15 protein-coding genes are annotated in these 15459 nt (G+C 71.2%); 7 read left to right on the top strand and 8 right to left on the bottom strand.

Features of this window, described 5'->3' with window-relative positions:
• Positions 1-13: 13 nt before the first annotated feature.
• The gene (locus FHR66_RS06095) at positions 14-961 is read left to right on the top strand and encodes a DMT family transporter (protein ID WP_017916225.1); all 948 of its coding nucleotides are present in this window, start codon (positions 14-16) and stop codon (positions 959-961) included.
• A gap of 295 nt (positions 962-1256) precedes the next feature.
• On the opposite strand, the gene FHR66_RS06090 is transcribed toward FHR66_RS06095, so the two are convergent.
• From FHR66_RS06090 to FHR66_RS06080, 3 genes are all read right to left on the bottom strand, one after another.
• Complete coding sequence (locus FHR66_RS06090; RefSeq protein WP_160969685.1) at positions 1257-2324, bottom strand: GGDEF domain-containing protein; 1068 nt, start codon at positions 2322-2324, stop codon at positions 1257-1259.
• A 133-nt stretch (positions 2325-2457) separates the two neighbouring features.
• Positions 2458-3177, bottom strand: a complete 720-nt coding sequence (locus tag FHR66_RS06085; RefSeq protein ID WP_160969683.1) for a pseudouridine synthase — start codon at positions 3175-3177, stop codon at positions 2458-2460.
• Between the two features lie 233 nt (positions 3178-3410).
• On the bottom strand, positions 3411-5378 hold the full coding sequence (locus FHR66_RS06080; RefSeq protein ID WP_160969681.1) for a DEAD/DEAH box helicase: 1968 nt from the start codon (positions 5376-5378) through the stop codon (positions 3411-3413).
• 261 nt (positions 5379-5639) lie between these two features.
• Between FHR66_RS06080 and FHR66_RS06075 the strand changes: the two genes are divergently transcribed.
• Complete coding sequence (locus tag FHR66_RS06075; RefSeq protein ID WP_160961478.1) at positions 5640-5861, top strand: RNA-binding S4 domain-containing protein; 222 nt, start codon at positions 5640-5642, stop codon at positions 5859-5861.
• 67 nt (positions 5862-5928) lie between these two features.
• Entirely contained in the window at positions 5929-6252 is a 324-nt protein-coding gene (locus FHR66_RS06070) for a hypothetical protein (RefSeq protein WP_160969679.1), read from the top strand.
• A gap of 237 nt (positions 6253-6489) precedes the next feature.
• On the opposite strand, the gene ubiM is transcribed toward FHR66_RS06070, so the two are convergent.
• From ubiM to FHR66_RS06045, 5 genes are all read right to left on the bottom strand, one after another.
• Positions 6490-7677 (bottom strand): 5-demethoxyubiquinol-8 5-hydroxylase UbiM, encoded by a 1188-nt coding sequence (gene ubiM, locus FHR66_RS06065; protein ID WP_160969677.1) that lies wholly within the window; start codon positions 7675-7677, stop codon positions 6490-6492.
• 99 nt (positions 7678-7776) lie between these two features.
• Complete coding sequence (locus tag FHR66_RS06060) at positions 7777-8166, bottom strand: MAPEG family protein (protein WP_184448628.1); 390 nt, start codon at positions 8164-8166, stop codon at positions 7777-7779.
• A 41-nt stretch (positions 8167-8207) separates the two neighbouring features.
• Entirely contained in the window at positions 8208-8735 is a 528-nt protein-coding gene (locus FHR66_RS06055) for a DUF4019 domain-containing protein (RefSeq protein ID WP_160969699.1), read from the bottom strand.
• Between the two features lie 119 nt (positions 8736-8854).
• Positions 8855-9115 carry a hypothetical protein gene (locus FHR66_RS06050; RefSeq protein WP_160969673.1) on the bottom strand — a complete coding sequence of 87 codons (261 nt, stop codon included), beginning with the start codon at positions 9113-9115 and terminating at the stop codon, positions 8855-8857.
• A gap of 86 nt (positions 9116-9201) precedes the next feature.
• The gene (locus tag FHR66_RS06045; protein WP_160969697.1) at positions 9202-10245 is read right to left on the bottom strand and encodes a hypothetical protein; all 1044 of its coding nucleotides are present in this window, start codon (positions 10243-10245) and stop codon (positions 9202-9204) included.
• A gap of 210 nt (positions 10246-10455) precedes the next feature.
• Between FHR66_RS06045 and FHR66_RS06040 the strand changes: the two genes are divergently transcribed.
• From FHR66_RS06040 to FHR66_RS06025, 4 genes are all read left to right on the top strand, one after another.
• Complete coding sequence (locus tag FHR66_RS06040) at positions 10456-11928, top strand: DNA-3-methyladenine glycosylase 2 family protein (protein WP_160969671.1); 1473 nt, start codon at positions 10456-10458, stop codon at positions 11926-11928.
• A complete protein-coding gene (locus FHR66_RS06035; RefSeq protein WP_160969669.1) occupies positions 11925-12452 on the top strand; it encodes a methylated-DNA--[protein]-cysteine S-methyltransferase in 528 nt (175 codons plus the stop codon). The genes FHR66_RS06040 and FHR66_RS06035 overlap by 4 nt, the downstream gene beginning before the upstream one ends.
• A gap of 114 nt (positions 12453-12566) precedes the next feature.
• Positions 12567-13841 carry an alkaline phosphatase family protein gene (locus FHR66_RS06030; protein WP_160969667.1) on the top strand — a complete coding sequence of 425 codons (1275 nt, stop codon included), beginning with the start codon at positions 12567-12569 and terminating at the stop codon, positions 13839-13841.
• 37 nt (positions 13842-13878) lie between these two features.
• Positions 13879-15300, top strand: a complete 1422-nt coding sequence (locus tag FHR66_RS06025; protein ID WP_160969665.1) for a chloride channel protein — start codon at positions 13879-13881, stop codon at positions 15298-15300.
• Positions 15301-15459: the final 159 nt, after the last annotated feature.

Here is a 15459-nt window from a genome sequence, read left to right as displayed (position 1 = left end):
CGACAATATGCGGATGCCGATGCACCCCACCACCAAAGCCCAGCTGCAAATCCATTTCTGCGTCCTGCTGTGGGGAATCACCGCGATTCTCGGCAAGCTGATCACCCTGCCCGCGTTGCCGCTGGTGTGGTGGCGGATGCTGATGGTGGTGGCCGCGCTGGCCCTGCTGCCGCGGGTGTGGCGCGGCCTGGCCGCACTGACCCCGAAACTGGCGCTGGGCTACGCCGTGGTCGGCGCCCTGGTCGGCCTGCACTGGCTGACCTTCTACGGCGCGATCAAGCTGGCCAATGCCTCGGTGGCGGCGACCTGCATCGCGCTGGCACCGGTGTTCACCGCGGTGATCGAACCGTGGGTGGCGAAGCGGCCGTTCCGCCCCAGCGAACTGGCCTTCGGCCTGGCGGTGCTGCCGGGCGTGGCCCTGGTGGTCGGCGGCGTGCCGCACGGGATGCGCGCCGGCGTGGCGGTCGGTGCGGTATCGGCGCTGCTGGTGGCGGCCTTCGGCTCGCTCAACAAGCGCCTGGTCGACCACGCCGATCCGCTGACCGTGACCGCGCTGGAACTGGGCGCCGGCACCCTCACCCTCACCGCGCTGGCGCCGTTGCTGCCGTTCGTGCTGCCGGCCCTGAGCGGGCCCTTGCTGGTGCTGCCCAGTCTGCACGACACCGCGCTGCTGCTCGCGCTGGCGCTGCTGTGCACGCTGTTGCCGTTCGCCCTGGCCCTGGTCGCGCTGCGTCGGCTCAGCGCCTATGCGGTGCAGCTGGTCACCAACCTGGAACCGGTCTACGCGATCGTGTTCGCGATCGTGCTGCTGGACGAGCAGCGCCAGCTCACCGGGCTGTTCTACCTCGGCGTGGCGGTGATCCTGGGCGCGGTGTTCCTGCATCCGCTGCTGACGCGCACGCGCCCGGTGCAGCACCCGGAACTGCTGGCGACCTGCGAGGCGAAGAACGTGGTCGAGTGAGCGCTGGCGCGCTCACTCCGGGATTGGGGATTGGGGATTCGGGATTGGCCCCGTCCTGCACATTTGCGGCATGACAGCAGGCCAACGCGAAGGGCGTGGCATGCTCGACATTCCTAGCCCCTCTCCCCCCGGGAGAGGGGTTGGGGTGAGGGTACGGCGCGAAGCGGACTGTGAGTACGCGAGGCTGCTCGCCTACGCTCGTCCGGCCCGCGGGGCACCTCCCCCCGAAAAAAGGGGCCGTCGTCCCGGTGGGAGAAGGAGAGCCCAGGGGTCGTCCGGGGATGAAATAGCGCGCCTACGCCGCCAGCGACACGCAATCGCGGCCGGCGCGCTTGGCCTCGTACAGGGCCTGGTCGGCACGCTTGAGCAGGTCCTCGGCGCTCTCGCGGCCCTGCAACGTCGCCACGCCGATGCTGGCGGTGAGCGGCACGCCGAGCTGCAGCAGGCTGGTGTCCTGGCGCAGGCGCTCGCAGGTGCGCACCGCCTGCGCCGCGTCCAGGCCCGGCAGCAGCAGCGCGAACTCCTCGCCGCCGTAGCGCGCGACCACGCTGTCCGGCGACATCCGCGTGCGCAGCATGTCGGCCAGCGCCAGCAACACCTCGTCGCCCTTGTCGTGGCCGTGCAGGTCGTTGACGCTCTTGAAGTAATCCAGGTCCAGGATCGCCACGCTGAGCGGCGCGGCGCCCCGTTGCGCCGCCTCGGCATGGGTCATCAGGGCGGTGGCGAAGGCACGACGGTTGAGCAGACCGGTCAGCGGATCGGTGCGCGCCTGCTCCAGCAGTTCGGCGTTGAGCGATTCCAGCGAGTGCTGGTACTGCAGCAACTGCTGCTCGTACCAGGCGCGTTCGCGCAGCTGCAGCGCCAGCGCATGGCTGCTGCGGCGCAGCTCAATCAACTGCATCACCTGCCGCGACAACGCCTGCAGCGCCGCCAGTTGTTCCGGCTGCAGGGTCCGCGGACGGTTGTCGAGCACGCACACGGTGCCGACCGGCAGGCCGTCACGGGTCAGCAGCGGCGCGCCCGCATAGAACCGCACGCCGCCCTCGGTGACCAGCGGATTGTGCTGGAAGCGCGCATCGGCGGTGGCGTCGGCGACCACCATCACCTGCTCCGGGGTCAGGATGGTATGGCCGCAGAAGGACTCGTCGCGCGCGGTGCTCAACAGGCGCACGTTGCGCTGCGCCTTCAACCATTGGCGCTCGTCGTCCACCAGCGAGATCAGCGCAGAGGGCGTGTCGCACAGCTTGGCCGCGATGTCGACCAGATCGTCGTAGGACGCTTCCGGTTCGGTATCGAGGATCTGCAACGCATGCAGCGCCTGCAGGCGCGCGGCTTCGTTGTCGGGCTTGCGGGGCTTGATCACGGGGTACCTGGCAGCGGCAATGGTGCGCGTTGCGCAGTATGGCCATATCCGCGGCGGACGCCAGTCCTGGCAGGCGCGCCGCCTGTACAGTTTGGCCGCGCGGCGGCGGCCGACGGCCGACACTGAGACGCCGTTACCACTCCTGGCGCTGCGGCAGCAGGCCGCGCAGTTCCTGCTCGGAGAGATTGCGCCACTGGCCCGGCTTCAGCGCGCCGATCTTGATGTTGTCGATGCGCACGCGGCGCAACTGGGTGACGCGGTAGTCGAAGGCCGCGGCCATCAACCGGATCTGCCGGTTGAGCCCCTGCTCCAGCACGATGCGGAACCCGAACTTGGCGATCCGCGCGGTGCGGCACGGCAGCGTCATCTGGTCGTGCACGCGCACGCCACGCGCCATGCCGCGCAGGAATTCGTCGGTGACCGGCTTGTTCACCGCCACCAGATATTCCTTCTGGTGGCGGTTCTCCGCGCGCAGGATCTCGTTGACGATATCGCCGTTGCTGGTCATCAGGATCAGCCCCTCGGACTCCTTGTCCAGGCGCCCGATCGGGAAGATACGCTGCTCGTGCCCAACGAAGTCGACGATGTTGCCCTTGACCGCGCTCTCGGTGGTGCAGGTCACCCCGACCGGCTTGTTCAGCGCGATGTAGACGTGGCGGCGCCCGCTCTTGGCCTTGGCGCGCGCACGCAGCGGCTGCCCGTCGACCTTGACCTCATCGCCCTCGCCCACCACCGAACCGACACCGCCCGGCATGCCGTTGACGGTGACCCGGCGCGCGGCGATCAGCCGATCGGCCTCGCGGCGCGAGCAAAAACCGGTCTCGGCGATGTGCTTGTTGAGGCGGACTGGCATGGGGCGGGGATTCGGGATTGGGAATTAGGGATTCGCTAAAGCGGGCGATCGTGTACGGCGACGCTACGGGGAGCCAGGCAGTGCAAGGCGGCAGGCGGTGGGCGGACGCGACCGGGCTGCGGCGCGCATGCCCACGTCACGGCAGGGACGCGACCTGCCCGACGGCACGGGCGACATCAGGATCAGGGAACGCTACAACGAATCCCCAATCCCGACTCCCCAATCCCCGCGCCTCAGCGCTTCGGCGGCCCCTTGCGCGGCGGGCGGTCGGCGGCGAAGCGGCCGGCCGGGCGCGGGCCGGCGGCATTGGGCTTGCCGCCGGGCTTGCCGGTACGGGCGAACTTCGGCTTGAACGGCGCGCTGCCGGCATCGTCGCCCTCGAGCTTGCGCATCTGAAGCTGCTGGCCGGACACCCAAACCTTCTTCAGGTGCGTCAGCAACTCGCGCGGCATGTCCGCCGGCAGGTCCAGGACCGAATGATCGTCATGGATGTCGATGCGGCCGATGTACTTGCTCTCCAGCCCGGCTTCGTTGGCGATCGCGCCGACGATGTTGGCCGGCTTGACGCCGTGTTGGTGGCCGACCTCGATGCGGTAGGTCTCCATGCCCACTTCCGGCGCGCCGCGCGGCGCTTTCGGCGCCTTGTCGCGGCGCGGCGCCTCGAAGCTGCCGACATCGCGGTGGTAGTCGAAATCCTCGCCGCGCGCAGCCGGGGCCGGACGCGCCGGACGCTCGCCGTCGTCGCGGCGCGGCGCACGCGGCTCGCGCTCGAACTTCGGCTCGAAACGGGGACGTTCCGGGCGCTCGGTGCGCTCGGTGCGCTCGGGGCGTTCGCGGCGCTCGAAGCGTTCGCCTTGCGGGGCACGCGGACGATCCGGGGCCAGCAGCAGCGGCGTATCGCCCTGCAGCAGGCGCGCCAGCGCCGCGGCCACTTCCACCATCGGTACGTTCTTCTCGGCCTCGAACTTCTGCAGCAGATCGCGGTACATGTCGATGCCACCGCTGGCGATGGTCTCGCTGATCTTCTCCATGAAGCGGGTCACGCGCTGGTCGTTGACCGCGTCGACGCTGGGCAGCTGCATTTCCTCGATCGGCTGCCGGGTGGCACGCTCGATCGCGCGCAGCATGCCGCGCTCGCGCGGGCTGACGAACAGGATCGCCTCGCCGCTGCGCCCGGCACGGCCGGTGCGGCCGATGCGGTGCACGTAGCTTTCGGTGTCGTAGGGGATGTCGTAGTTCAGCACGTGGCTGATCCGCTCCACGTCCAGGCCGCGCGCGGCCACGTCAGTGGCGACCAGGACGTCGAGCTTGCCGTCCTTGAGCTGCTGGATCACCCGCTCGCGCTGCGCCTGCTGGATATCGCCGTTGATCGCCGCCGCGGCCAGCCCGCGCGCCTGCAGCTTCTGCGCCAGTTCGTCGGTGCCGGCCTTGGTGCGCGCGAAGATGATCATCGCGTCGAACGGCTCGACTTCCAGGATCCGGGTCAGCGCGTCGAGCTTGTGCAGCCCGCTCACCGCCCAGTAGCGCTGGCGGATATTGGCCGAGGTGGTGGTCTTGGAGGCGATGATCACCTCGGCCGGGTCGTTCAGATAGGTCTGCGCGATGCGCTTGATCGCCGGCGGCATGGTCGCCGAGAACAGCGCCACCTGGCGCGAGTCGGGCAGCTTCTTCAGCACCGCCTCGACATCGTCGATGAAGCCCATGCGCAGCATCTCGTCGGCTTCGTCCAGCACCAGCGTTCTCAGTTCGGACAGGTCCAGGGTGCCGCGGTCGAGATGGTCGATGACGCGCCCGGGGGTGCCCACCACCACGTGCACGCCGCGCTTGAGCGCCGACAGCTGCTGCACGTAGGGCTGGCCGCCGTACACCGGCAGCACCTGGAAGCCGGGGATCGCCGCGGCGTAGCGGTGGAACGCCTCGGCCACCTGGATCGCCAGTTCGCGCGTGGGCGCCAGCACCAGCGCCTGCGGCTTGCGCTGGGCGAAATCCAGCCGCGACAGGATGGGCAGCGCGAACGCGGCGGTCTTGCCGGTGCCGGTCTGGGCCTGGCCGAGCAGGTCGCGGCCGGTCAGCAGCGCCGGGATGGTGGCGGCCTGGATCGGCGAGGGCGACTCGTAGCCGACGTCGGCGACCGCCTTCATCACAGCAGGGGAGAGGCCGAGATCTGCGAACAGCAGCGGCGCGGGGGTATCTTGGGACATGGGAGACTCCGGAGGCGCCGCAGAGAACCGGCAGGCGCAAAGAAGCCCTATTGTGCCCCGTGACGGGCCGCATGTCGAAAGCGGGTGAAGGTCGCCGTTCAGCGTGGCCGCACGCGCACTATCCCACGTACCGTTTTCGCGCGCGATTCCAGGACGCGCTGGCCACCCGCGTACGACCGCCATGACACCCAGCCGACCGAAACACTGGGCGTTTTGCCCGCGAATGACCGACAATGGGCGCCGATTTCCGAGCAACCCCCAATGCAGACCATCGATCTCCAGCTAGAAAGCGACTACGTGGAACTCAAGCACCTGTTGAAACTGACCGGCCTGTGCGACAGCGGCGGCGCGGCCAAGGCCGTGATCAGCGAAGGCCAGGTGCGCGTGGATGGCGAGGTCGAACTGCGCAAGGCCTGCAAGGTGCGCGCGGGCCAGGTGGTACAACTGGGCGACGTGCAGGTGCAGGTGCTCGGCAAGGTATGACCGCCATCGGCGAACCCGGCCTGCCATGCGCCGGCCGGCGGCGCCGGACAGCGCGGATCGCCAAACGATGCTGATCACGCTCGGCATCCGCAACATCGCGCCGTCCGCGGAAGATCCGCACCACGACGTGTACATCGTGCAGCTCGACCCCGACGCAGCGCAGCCGTTCCGCCTGGGGCAGTCCATCCGCGGCGGCCACGCTGAGCGCGGCGGTTCCATCTCCCTGGCGCTGGACGAACTGGAGGCATGGACTGGCGACTGGCGCCAGCACCTGCGCCACGCCGGCTGCGCCTGGGCCATCGCGCCGATCGAAGCGGCGCAGCGCAGCGGCGACCTGCAGAGCGCCCTCGCCCAACTCGCCGCCGGTGCGGCGCAACGACGTTCAACCTGAGGTCGCTGACCCAGGATGCTTGTCTTCCGCCCACTGCAGCAGGCTTTTTGTAATCCCCCGTAGGAGCGGCTTCAGCCGCGACCGGGCTTTCCTGATAAAGCCTGTCGCGGCTGAAGCCGCTCCTACGAGAAAGCGCACAACAGGCTCAGCCGTGACCCGAGGCCCGGCGACAACGCCACGCCGCACGCCGCACCGCCTGCGCCGACGCGTCCCTCCTCTCTCGCCGCATGCCTGAACTCAACGCGCCATGGCCGCCACGCGCTGGGTCAGGTGCGCGGCGATCGCGCGCTTGAACGGCGCGACCCGGTCGGCCACGCGCAGCGCGGCACTACGCAGGGCACGCGCCGGCAGGCGGTCATCGGTGTACAGCGCGGCGATCGCATTGGTCGCCTCGTACAGCGGCCGCGTGGCCAGGCGGTGCCCGCGCTGGTAGCCGGTCAGCAGCGCGGGCGCGGCGATGTCGTCGCCACGCGCCACCGCCGCGTGCAGCGCGCGCGCCAGCCGCGCCTGGCTGTGCAGGCCGAAGTTGAACCCATGCGCGGTCACCGGATGCATGCCCACCGCGGCGTCGCCGATCAAGGCATAGCGCTCGGCCACGAAGCGCTGCGCGTACACCGCCACCAGCGGATAGGCCTGCGGCCGCACCAGCGGCGTCATGTCGCCCAGGCGGTGCTCGAAGCAGGCGCCGATTTCCGCTCCCAGCGCCGCCTCGTCCATCTGCAGCAGCGCCTGCGCGCGCTCCGGCGGCAGGGTCAGCACCGCCGAGGCCTCGTTGCCGTGCATCGGCAGCAGCGCCATGGTGCGGCCGTAGCCGAACCACTCCCAGGCGGTCTGATGGTGCGGGCGCTCGTGGCGCACGCGACACACCAGCATGGTGCGGCCGAAATCGCGCAGCTGCGCGCCGATCCCGCTCATGCGCCGGGTGCTGGAGAAGCGGCTGTCGGCCGCCACCACCAGGCGCGCGGCCACGCTGCGCCCGTCGGAAAGCTGCAATTGCGCCTGGCGCGCGTCGCGGCGCAGCGCCTGCACCGAGACCCCATCGAGCAGGGTCAGGCCGGGCTGGTCCTGCACCGCGGCGAACGCGGCGCGGCGGATCAGGTGGTTGGGCACCAGCCAGCCGAGATCGCCATGGCCGCCCTCGCCCGCGGCGAAGGTCAGCGCGAACGGCGAGGAGCCGTTCATCACCCGCGCATCGCGCAGCGGCGCAATCGCCTGCGGGTCGATCCGCGCCCACAGGCCCAACTGTTCCAGCAATGCCCGCGAAGCATGGGTCAGGGCGATTTCGCGGCCATCGAAGGCGGCCTCGGCCAGCGCCGCGCGCGGCTGCGGCTCGATCAGCGCCAGCGACAGGCCGCTGCCGGCCAGCGAGCGGGCGAAGCACAGGCCGGCAGGGCCGGCCCCGACGATGGCGATATCCACTTGCATGCGACGACTCCGTGATCGGACCCGGCCAGGATACGACCGTCGCGCAGCGCGTCCTTGATCTGGATCAGCGCTGCGACGATCGGTCGCAGCCCGCGCCGCTCAGAGCAACGCCCACACCAGTTGCAGGATCGCCCACAGCGACACCACCCACACCAGGCTGCGCACGTACGGCACGCCGGCCGCGTACAGCGGCACGTAGGCCACCCGCGCCCACAGGTAAATCTGCGCCGACAGCGCGGTGTGCGCATCGCCCTTGCCCAGCGCCGCCACCGCCACCGCCGCGGCGGCGAAGAACGGGAAGGTCTCCAGGAAGTTGCGCAGCGCGCGGTCCAGGCGCCCGGCCACGCCGGCCGGCGGCGGTTGCGGCGCATCGCGCGCGCCGGCGTTCCACTTCAGCCCGCGCTGCGCGGTGACGAAGGCGGAGGCGAGCAGCAGTTGCGCGATCCCGAGCAGGATCGCCCAGGCCAGCATGCGGATTTCGATGGGCATCGGAGCCTCGGAGGAAAGGAAGACGGCGCGCAGCATGCCGCTCAATCGGGCATGGCCACGTGATAGCCGACCAGACGCCAGGTCTTGTCCTCGTCCAGCCGCAACGACACCAGCTCGCGCACCGGCTGCGGCGCGTTGGCGAAGCGGCTGGGGAAGCTGACGTTGACGTAGGTGCCCGGCGGCACCTGCGAGCCGGCGGCGTACTGCACGCGCGCCACGCTGGCGACGCCGCGGCCGATCAGCGCGCCCAGCCGCGCACGCGCAGCGTCGATCTCGCGCACGAACACAGCACGCGTCACCGCCTTCTTCGCTACCGCCGAGGCGCCGTCCCACAGCTCGCCAGCGCGCCCGGCATCGACCAGCTGCGCGGCGCGCAGCCCGGCCTGCGCCATCTGCGCATCCTGCTTGGCCAGCGGCCCGGGGGCAGGCACAGCGGCGCCGGCGTGGCGCGGCGCCGGTTTCGGTGCAGCCGCGGGCGCGGCAGCGGGCGTTGCTGGCGGAGCGGCGGGCGGCACGGGCGCAGCCGACGGCACTGGCGCCGCGGTTTGCGCAAAGGTGGCGCCGGCCATCAGGGCCAGCAGGACGACAGGCAGGCGAAATGCAACGGACGTGGGCAAGGAGATCGCTCGGCAGCGGCGGTGGCGAGGGCCGCAGTCTACGCCGCCATGGCGGCCCCGCGCAGCGGCGCCTATGGCGTCTCCTCGCCAGGCGCCACCGCCGCCGGAACGGCGTAGCGCTGCCGGTGCCAGGCGCGCCAACTGGCCCACAGCGCCCAGGCGGTCGCCGCAAGCAAGCCGAACAGGCTCAGCAGCGAGCCGGTGCGCGCCAGCCAGGGCGCATGCAGGCCATTGGCGACGTGCAGCAGCACTTCGGCGATCACGAAACCGCCCAGCGCCAGCAAGGCCGGGGGCAGGTACAGCCGCAGCATCAAGCGGGTTCCGGCGGCCATGCGCGTGCTCCGGGTTGGGATGCGGCGACGCTAGCCCCGCGTCCATGCCCGCCACGTGAATGACCGGCACGCACCGCAATCTCCGTTCAGGCGCCGGGCGAGGCCAGCGGCAGCGTCGCCACGTCGATCTCCGACAGCGGGCTTTCGGCCGGACAGGCCTGGTCCGGGAATCCGAAGCGCTGCTTCAGCGCCTGGCCACAGGCGGTCAGGCTTTCCAGATCCACATCCTTCCTGGTCTTGCACTCCTGGTCGAAGGCGACCAGGAACGCATCCTTGCGCCGCACGAAATCGTCGCCGCACTTGCGCAGTTGCTTGATCCGCTCCAGGTCGTCCTGCACCGCGTTGGTGCCGTCGAGCCCGTACTGCTTGAGTTCGTCGCTGGTGAGCAGACGCAGGCTGCGGTTGGGCACGGTCATCATCAGATCGGCCACCGCCACCGCCACGCCGTTGCGCTCCAGGTAGTCCTTGACGTTGCCATAGACCTCCTGCAACTCGCGGTTGAGCTCGGCGCGCGAGGTCGCGGTGGAACTGATCCGCATCATCCGGTGGATGCCGACGTTGCCCGAGATCAGCCGGTTGTCGCCGGCGGCCAGCACGAACACGCAGGCGCTGTGGCAGACCGAGCCTTCGCGCACCCACACGGTCCAGCCGGACTCGCCGATCGCATCGCCGGCACGGATCGCCGCCTCGACCTGGCCGCCACTGGAATCCAGGTCGAGCACGCGCTTGCCGATGCCGGTCTGTTTGGCCACTTCGGCCAGGCGCCGCACCATTTCGGCGAAGCCGGCATTGATCTTGCCGACATAGCGCACCCGCATCAGCCCGCGCTCGCGGCACGGCGCCAGCGCCGCTTCGACAGCGGGCCGATCCAGCCCGGCCAGCGGCTGGCCGTCGCCGGCCTCGGCGGCATAGTCGGTGTCGCAGCTGATGAAGGCCTCGCCGTTCTCCAGGGTGGCCTCGTCCCAGGCCAACGGGTCGCGCTTGGGCGCGACCGCATGCGGCGGCGGTGCCGGCGGCGTGCCGATCGAGACCATGTGCTCGCCGTCGGCGGACGGGCTGTCGGCAACCGTCCGCGGCGCCGACGCAGGCTGCTGCCCGCACGCCAACAGGCCCAGGCAACACAGCGACAACCAGCAGAGTCTGAACGGAACGGCCAAGCGGAGGATCCATGGGGAACACGAAAAACACAGGCGCCAGGCACCTGTGGACCTAGTCTAGTGCCGCCGCGCGGAACCTCCCCAACTGCGCCTAAACCGCGGGCACCGCGGCCACGCGACAACGGCGGCATTGCTGTCCGAAAACGGCCAGTGCGCCGCGCCCGAGCCGACTAGACTGGCGCCATGCCTGCCCTCGCCGCCACCGACCACACCCTCTACGACCGCGCCCGCCAGTCGCGCGACGCGCGCTTCGACGGGGTGTTCTTCACCGCCGTGCGCAGCACCGGCATCTACTGCCGGCCGGTGTGCCCGGCGCCGCCGCCCAAGCGCAGCAACGTACGCTACTACCCCAGCGCCGCGGCCGCGGCGGCGGCCGGCTACCGGCCGTGCCTGCGCTGCCGCCCCGAACTGTCGCCGGAGGCGCAGCAGCACCTGGGCGAAGAGGTCGTGCGACGTGCGCTGGCGCTGATCGCCGAGGGTGCGCTGCAGGACGCCAGCGTCGCCGCGCTGGCCGCCGAACTAGGCATCAGCGCGCGCCAGCTGCAGCGCCTGTTCGTGGCCCAGCTCGGCGCCACCCCGGCGGCGGTGCACGCCACCCGGCGCCTGTTGCTGGCCAAGCAACTGCTCACCGAGACCGCCTTGCCGGTCACCCAGGTGGCGCTGGCGGCCGGTTTCAACAGCCTGCGCCGCTTCAATGCCGCCTTCCTGGACGGCTGCGGCATGCCGCCCTCGGCGATCCGCAAGCAGCGCGCCGAGAGCCCTGGGGGCGATCTGGTGCTGCGCCTGGGCTATCGGCCGCCGCTGGACTTCCCGGCGATGCTGGCGTTCCTGCGCAAACGTGCGATCCCCGGCATCGAGCGCATCGGCGAGGCCAGCTACGAGCGCGTGCTGGGCCCGTGCGAGGCTTCCACCCGCATCCGCGTCGAGGCCGATCCGCAGCGCCACGAACTGCGCCTGCACATCGCTGCGGCCGATCCGCGCGCCATTCCCGATATCGTGCGCCGGGTACGCCGCGTGTTCGACCTGGATGCCGACCTGCGCGCGGTACATGCCACGCTCGGCGACGATCCGCTGCTGGCGCGCGCCATCGCCCGGCGTCCCGGGCTGCGCGTGCCGGGCGGCTGGGACGGGTTCGAAGTGGCGGTGCGCGCGGTGCTCGGCCAGCAGGTCAGCGTGGCCGGCGCGGCGACCCTGGCCGCGCGCCTGGTCGATCGGCATGGCGCCGCGCGGCCCGGCCAGCCGCCGGGGCTGGATCGCGCCTTCCCGACGCCGCAGGCGCTGCGCGACGCGCCGCTGGAAGCGATCGGCCTGCCGCGCTCGCGTGCGGCGACGATCCGCGCGCTGGCGCAGGCGGTGCTGGACGGCCGCTTGTCCTTCCGCGCCGGCCAGCGCCTGGACGATTTCGTCGCCCACGCCGTCACCTTGCCGGGCATCGGCGCCTGGACCGCGCAGTACATCGCGCTGCGCGCGCTCGGCCAGCCCGATGCCTTCCCCGCCGGCGACCTGGTCCTGCAACGCATGCTCGGCGCGGACGGCGCACGCCTGAGCGAACGCGCCAGCGAGGCGCGCGCGCAGGCCTGGCGGCCCTGGCGCGCCTACGCGGTGCTGCACCTGTGGCACCTGGCCAACGATCCTCCCGAGGAGACCCGCGCATGACCGCGTCCCCGCTGTACTACGACCGCTTCGACACGCCGATCGGCCTCCTCACCGTCGCCGTCGGCAACGATGGCGTGCGCCACATCCTGTTCCCGGAAAATCGCTACGACGCCCGCGGCCGTGCCGACTGGATCCACGATCCGGCGCCGGTGCGCGAAGCACGCGAGCAATTGCTGGCCTATTTCGCCGGCGAGCGCGAACGCTTCGACCTGCCGCTGGCCCCCCACGGCACGGACTTCCAGCGCCGCGTGTGGCTGGCGTTGGCCGAGATCCCGTTCGGCGCGACCTGGAGTTACGCGCAACTGGCGCAGCATCTCGGTCAGCCGCGTGCGGTGCGCGCGGTCGGCGCCGCCAACGGCCGCAACCCGCTGCCGATCGTGCTGCCCTGCCATCGGGTGATCGGCGCCAACGGCGCGCTCACCGGCTTCGGCGGCGGGCTGCCGACCAAGGCCGCGCTGCTGGCGCTGGAACGGCGCGACGGCAGCGGCACGACATCCGACACGATGGCGTCGCTGTTCGGCTGAGCGCAGCGAACGCTGCGGCGTCGCGCGTCGCGCGTCGCGTGTGGCGCCGATGCCGATGCGCGCGCAGCTTGTCCTGTCTTCGCCACGTCACCGTGCGCGCTTTATGATGCCGCGATGATGTCCTCCGCCCTGCGTTCCACGCTCGTCTGCGCCACCCTGTTGCTCGGTGCCTGCGCCTCCACCCCTTCCACGCCGTCGCACGCGACCGCCGCGGCCGCCGCACCCAGCGCCGCCGCACCGGCGACGCTGCCCACGCCGGTGCTGTTGATCTCGATCGACGGCCTGCGTGCGGACATGCTCGATCGCGGCATCACCCCGAACCTGGGCCGCATGGTCCACGACGGCGTGCGCGCGCAATGGATGACGCCCTCCTATCCGTCGCTGACCTTCCCCAACCACTACACCATCGCCACCGGCCTGCGTCCGGACCACCACGGCATCGTCCACAACAGCATGCAGGACCCGCTGCTGGGCACGTTCCAGATCAGCGATCGCGCCGCGGTCGGCGACGGCCGCTGGTGGGGAGGCGAGCCGATCTGGGTCGGCGTCGAGAAAGCCGGCCTGCACGCCGCGACCTGGGCCTGGCCGGGCAGCGAGGCGGCCATCCAGGGCGTGCGCCCCAGCCGTCGCCAGGCCTTCGACGCCGACATGCCGCCGAACGCACGGGTCGATCAGGTGCTGGGCTGGCTCGACGATACCGGCGCACCGCGTCCGCAGTTGCTGACGCTGTACTTCGAACAGGTGGACGAAGCCGGCCACGACCATGGCCCGGAGTCGCGGGAATACGCGCAGGCCATCGCCAGCATCGATGCGGCGATCGGGCATCTGCTCGACGGCCTGGCGCAGCGCGGCGAACTGGACCGCATCAACCTGGTGCTGGTGTCCGACCATGGCATGGCCGCGGTGCCGCCCAAGCAGGTGCTGGCGGTCGAGGAGATGGTCCCGCCGCAACAGGTCACGGTGATCAGCTACGGGCAGTCGGTAGGCATCGCCCCGCGCCCGGGCCAGCAGGCGGCGGTGGAAGCGCGGCTGCTCGGCGCGCACCCGCAGTACGACTGCTGGCGCAAGGGCGAACTGCCGGCGCGCTGGCACTACGGCAGCAACCCGCGCATCCCGCCGATCGTGTGCCAGATGCACGAGGGCTGGGATGCGCTGCCGCGTGCGCGCATCGCCGAGAAGCCGCGCAGCCTGCGCGGCTCGCACGGCTACGACCCGGCGCTGCCGTCGATGCGTGCGGTGTTCGTCGCCCGCGGCCCGGCCTTCCGCCAGGGCGTCACCCTGGCGCCGATCGACAACGTCGACGTCTATCCCTTGCTGACCCGCCTGCTCGGCATCCCCGCCGCGCCCAACGACGGCGATCCGCAGGCGCTGCTGCCGGCGCTGCGCTAGGGCGCCCGCACGGGGCGACGCGTGCGACAATGGCCGCATGCACTCGCCCGACTCCGCGCAACCGCCGCGTCTGCGCCAACTGATCTCGCAAGAGAGCTGGAAACAGCGCGCCGTGCTGTGGGGCGGCGCGGTAGCGGTGGCGCTGGTCTCCATCGTCTTCGCCAAGGCCAGCGACGCCGCCTTCCACGTGTTCCAGCGCATCATCGGGCATTCGCCGTGGTGGGCGTTGCTGCTGACCCCGAGCGTCTTCGCCCTGCTCGCCTGGCTCACCAACGGCGCGCTGCGCCCTACCCGCGGCAGCGGCATTCCGCAGGTGATCGCCGCGCTGGAACGCCCCGACGACGGCTTCCGCCAGGCCAACCTGTCGCTGCGCGTGTCCGTGGGCAAGCTGATGCTGACCACCATGGCCTTGTTCGGCGGCGCCTCGATCGGCCGCGAAGGCCCGACCGTCCACGTCGGCGCCAGCCTGATGTACGTGTTCGGGCGCTGGTTCGGCTTCCGCGATGCGCGCCAGGCCAGCCATTTCCTGCTGGCCGGCGGCGCCGCCGGCATCGCCGCCGCGTTCAACACGCCGCTGGCGGGCGTGGTGTTCGCCATCGAGGAACTGAGCGGGCGCTTCGAGCACCACTTTTCCGGCACCCTGCTGACCGCGGTGATCGTCGGCGGCGTGATCTCGCTGGGCCTGCTCGGCGACTACACCTACTTCGGCCGCGTCGCCACCGCCGGCCTGCCGCTGGGCAAGGCGTGGCTGGCGATCCTGCTGTGCGGCGTGGTCGCCGGCCTGCTCGGCGGCGCTTTCGCGCGCATGGTGCTGCTGACCGTCGCCGGCAAGCCGCGCTGGCTGGGCGAGCTGCGCCGGCGCCAGCCGGTCCTGCTGGCCGCACTGTGCGGCCTGGCGCTGGTGCTGCTGGGCCTGATCTTCGGCACCGGCGCGTTCGGTACCGGCTACGAGCAGGCGCGCAGCCTGGTGCAGGGGCACGCCAGCGTCGGCCACGAGTTCGGCCTGATGAAGCTGCTGGCGAACCTCGTCTCCTACGTCGCCGGCATTCCCGGCGGCCTGTTCTCGCCGGCCCTGGCGGTCGGCGCCGGGCTCGGCCACAACCTGGCCGTGCTGATGCCGGGCGTGGACCCGCGCATCTTCGTACTGCTGGGCATGTGCGCCTATCTCACCGGGGTGACCCAGGCGCCGCTGACCTCGGCGGTGATCTCGCTGGAACTCACCGACAGCAGCGACATGCTGCTGCCGATCCTGGCGACGGTGCTGATCGCCCGCGGCGCCTCGGCGCTGGTCTGCCGCACGCCGATCTATCGCGGCCTGGCCGAGCTGTTGCTGGTGGCGCCGCCGCCGGCACCCACGCCGCCTGCCGAAGAGGAAGCGCCGATCTCGCTGGCCGCCGATCTGGCCGGCAGCGACCACGACGACCGCGACGACGGCCCCACCGCGCCACGTCCGCACTGAGCGGCGGTTGGTCCTGCGCGGCGGCTCGCCCGGAGCGGCCGCGTGTCCTGAGCGGCAGCGCGATCGGGATGACGTTTCGCTCCGCCCTGCTCCACTGCAAGCCGTCCACCCCCGCATCACGGCACTGCCAGGCATGCACGCCAGGCATAAAAAAACGCG

It is taken from the genome of Xanthomonas sp. F4 (assembly GCF_011761895.1).
This window is presented reverse-complemented; position numbering and strand designations above follow the sequence as displayed.

Coding starts and splice junctions, on each gene's coding strand:
- FHR66_RS06095 (WP_017916225.1), top strand. CDS start 14: ATGCCGATGCACCCCACCACCAAAGCCCAGCTGCAAATCCATTTCTGC.
- FHR66_RS06085 (WP_160969683.1), bottom strand. CDS start 3,177: ATGCCAGTCCGCCTCAACAAGCACATCGCCGAGACCGGTTTTTGCTCG.
- FHR66_RS06080 (WP_160969681.1), bottom strand. CDS start 5,378: ATGTCCCAAGATACCCCCGCGCCGCTGCTGTTCGCAGATCTCGGCCTC.
- FHR66_RS06075 (WP_160961478.1), top strand. CDS start 5,640: ATGCAGACCATCGATCTCCAGCTAGAAAGCGACTACGTGGAACTCAAG.
- FHR66_RS06070 (WP_160969679.1), top strand. CDS start 5,929: ATGCTGATCACGCTCGGCATCCGCAACATCGCGCCGTCCGCGGAAGAT.
- ubiM (WP_160969677.1), bottom strand. CDS start 7,677: ATGCAAGTGGATATCGCCATCGTCGGGGCCGGCCCTGCCGGCCTGTGC.
- FHR66_RS06060 (WP_184448628.1), bottom strand. CDS start 8,166: ATGCCCATCGAAATCCGCATGCTGGCCTGGGCGATCCTGCTCGGGATC.
- FHR66_RS06055 (WP_160969699.1), bottom strand. CDS start 8,735: ATGGCCGGCGCCACCTTTGCGCAAACCGCGGCGCCAGTGCCGTCGGCT.
- FHR66_RS06050 (WP_160969673.1), bottom strand. CDS start 9,115: ATGGCCGCCGGAACCCGCTTGATGCTGCGGCTGTACCTGCCCCCGGCC.
- FHR66_RS06040 (WP_160969671.1), top strand. CDS start 10,456: ATGCCTGCCCTCGCCGCCACCGACCACACCCTCTACGACCGCGCCCGC.
- FHR66_RS06035 (WP_160969669.1), top strand. CDS start 11,925: ATGACCGCGTCCCCGCTGTACTACGACCGCTTCGACACGCCGATCGGC.
- FHR66_RS06030 (WP_160969667.1), top strand. CDS start 12,567: ATGATGTCCTCCGCCCTGCGTTCCACGCTCGTCTGCGCCACCCTGTTG.
- FHR66_RS06025 (WP_160969665.1), top strand. CDS start 13,879: ATGCACTCGCCCGACTCCGCGCAACCGCCGCGTCTGCGCCAACTGATC.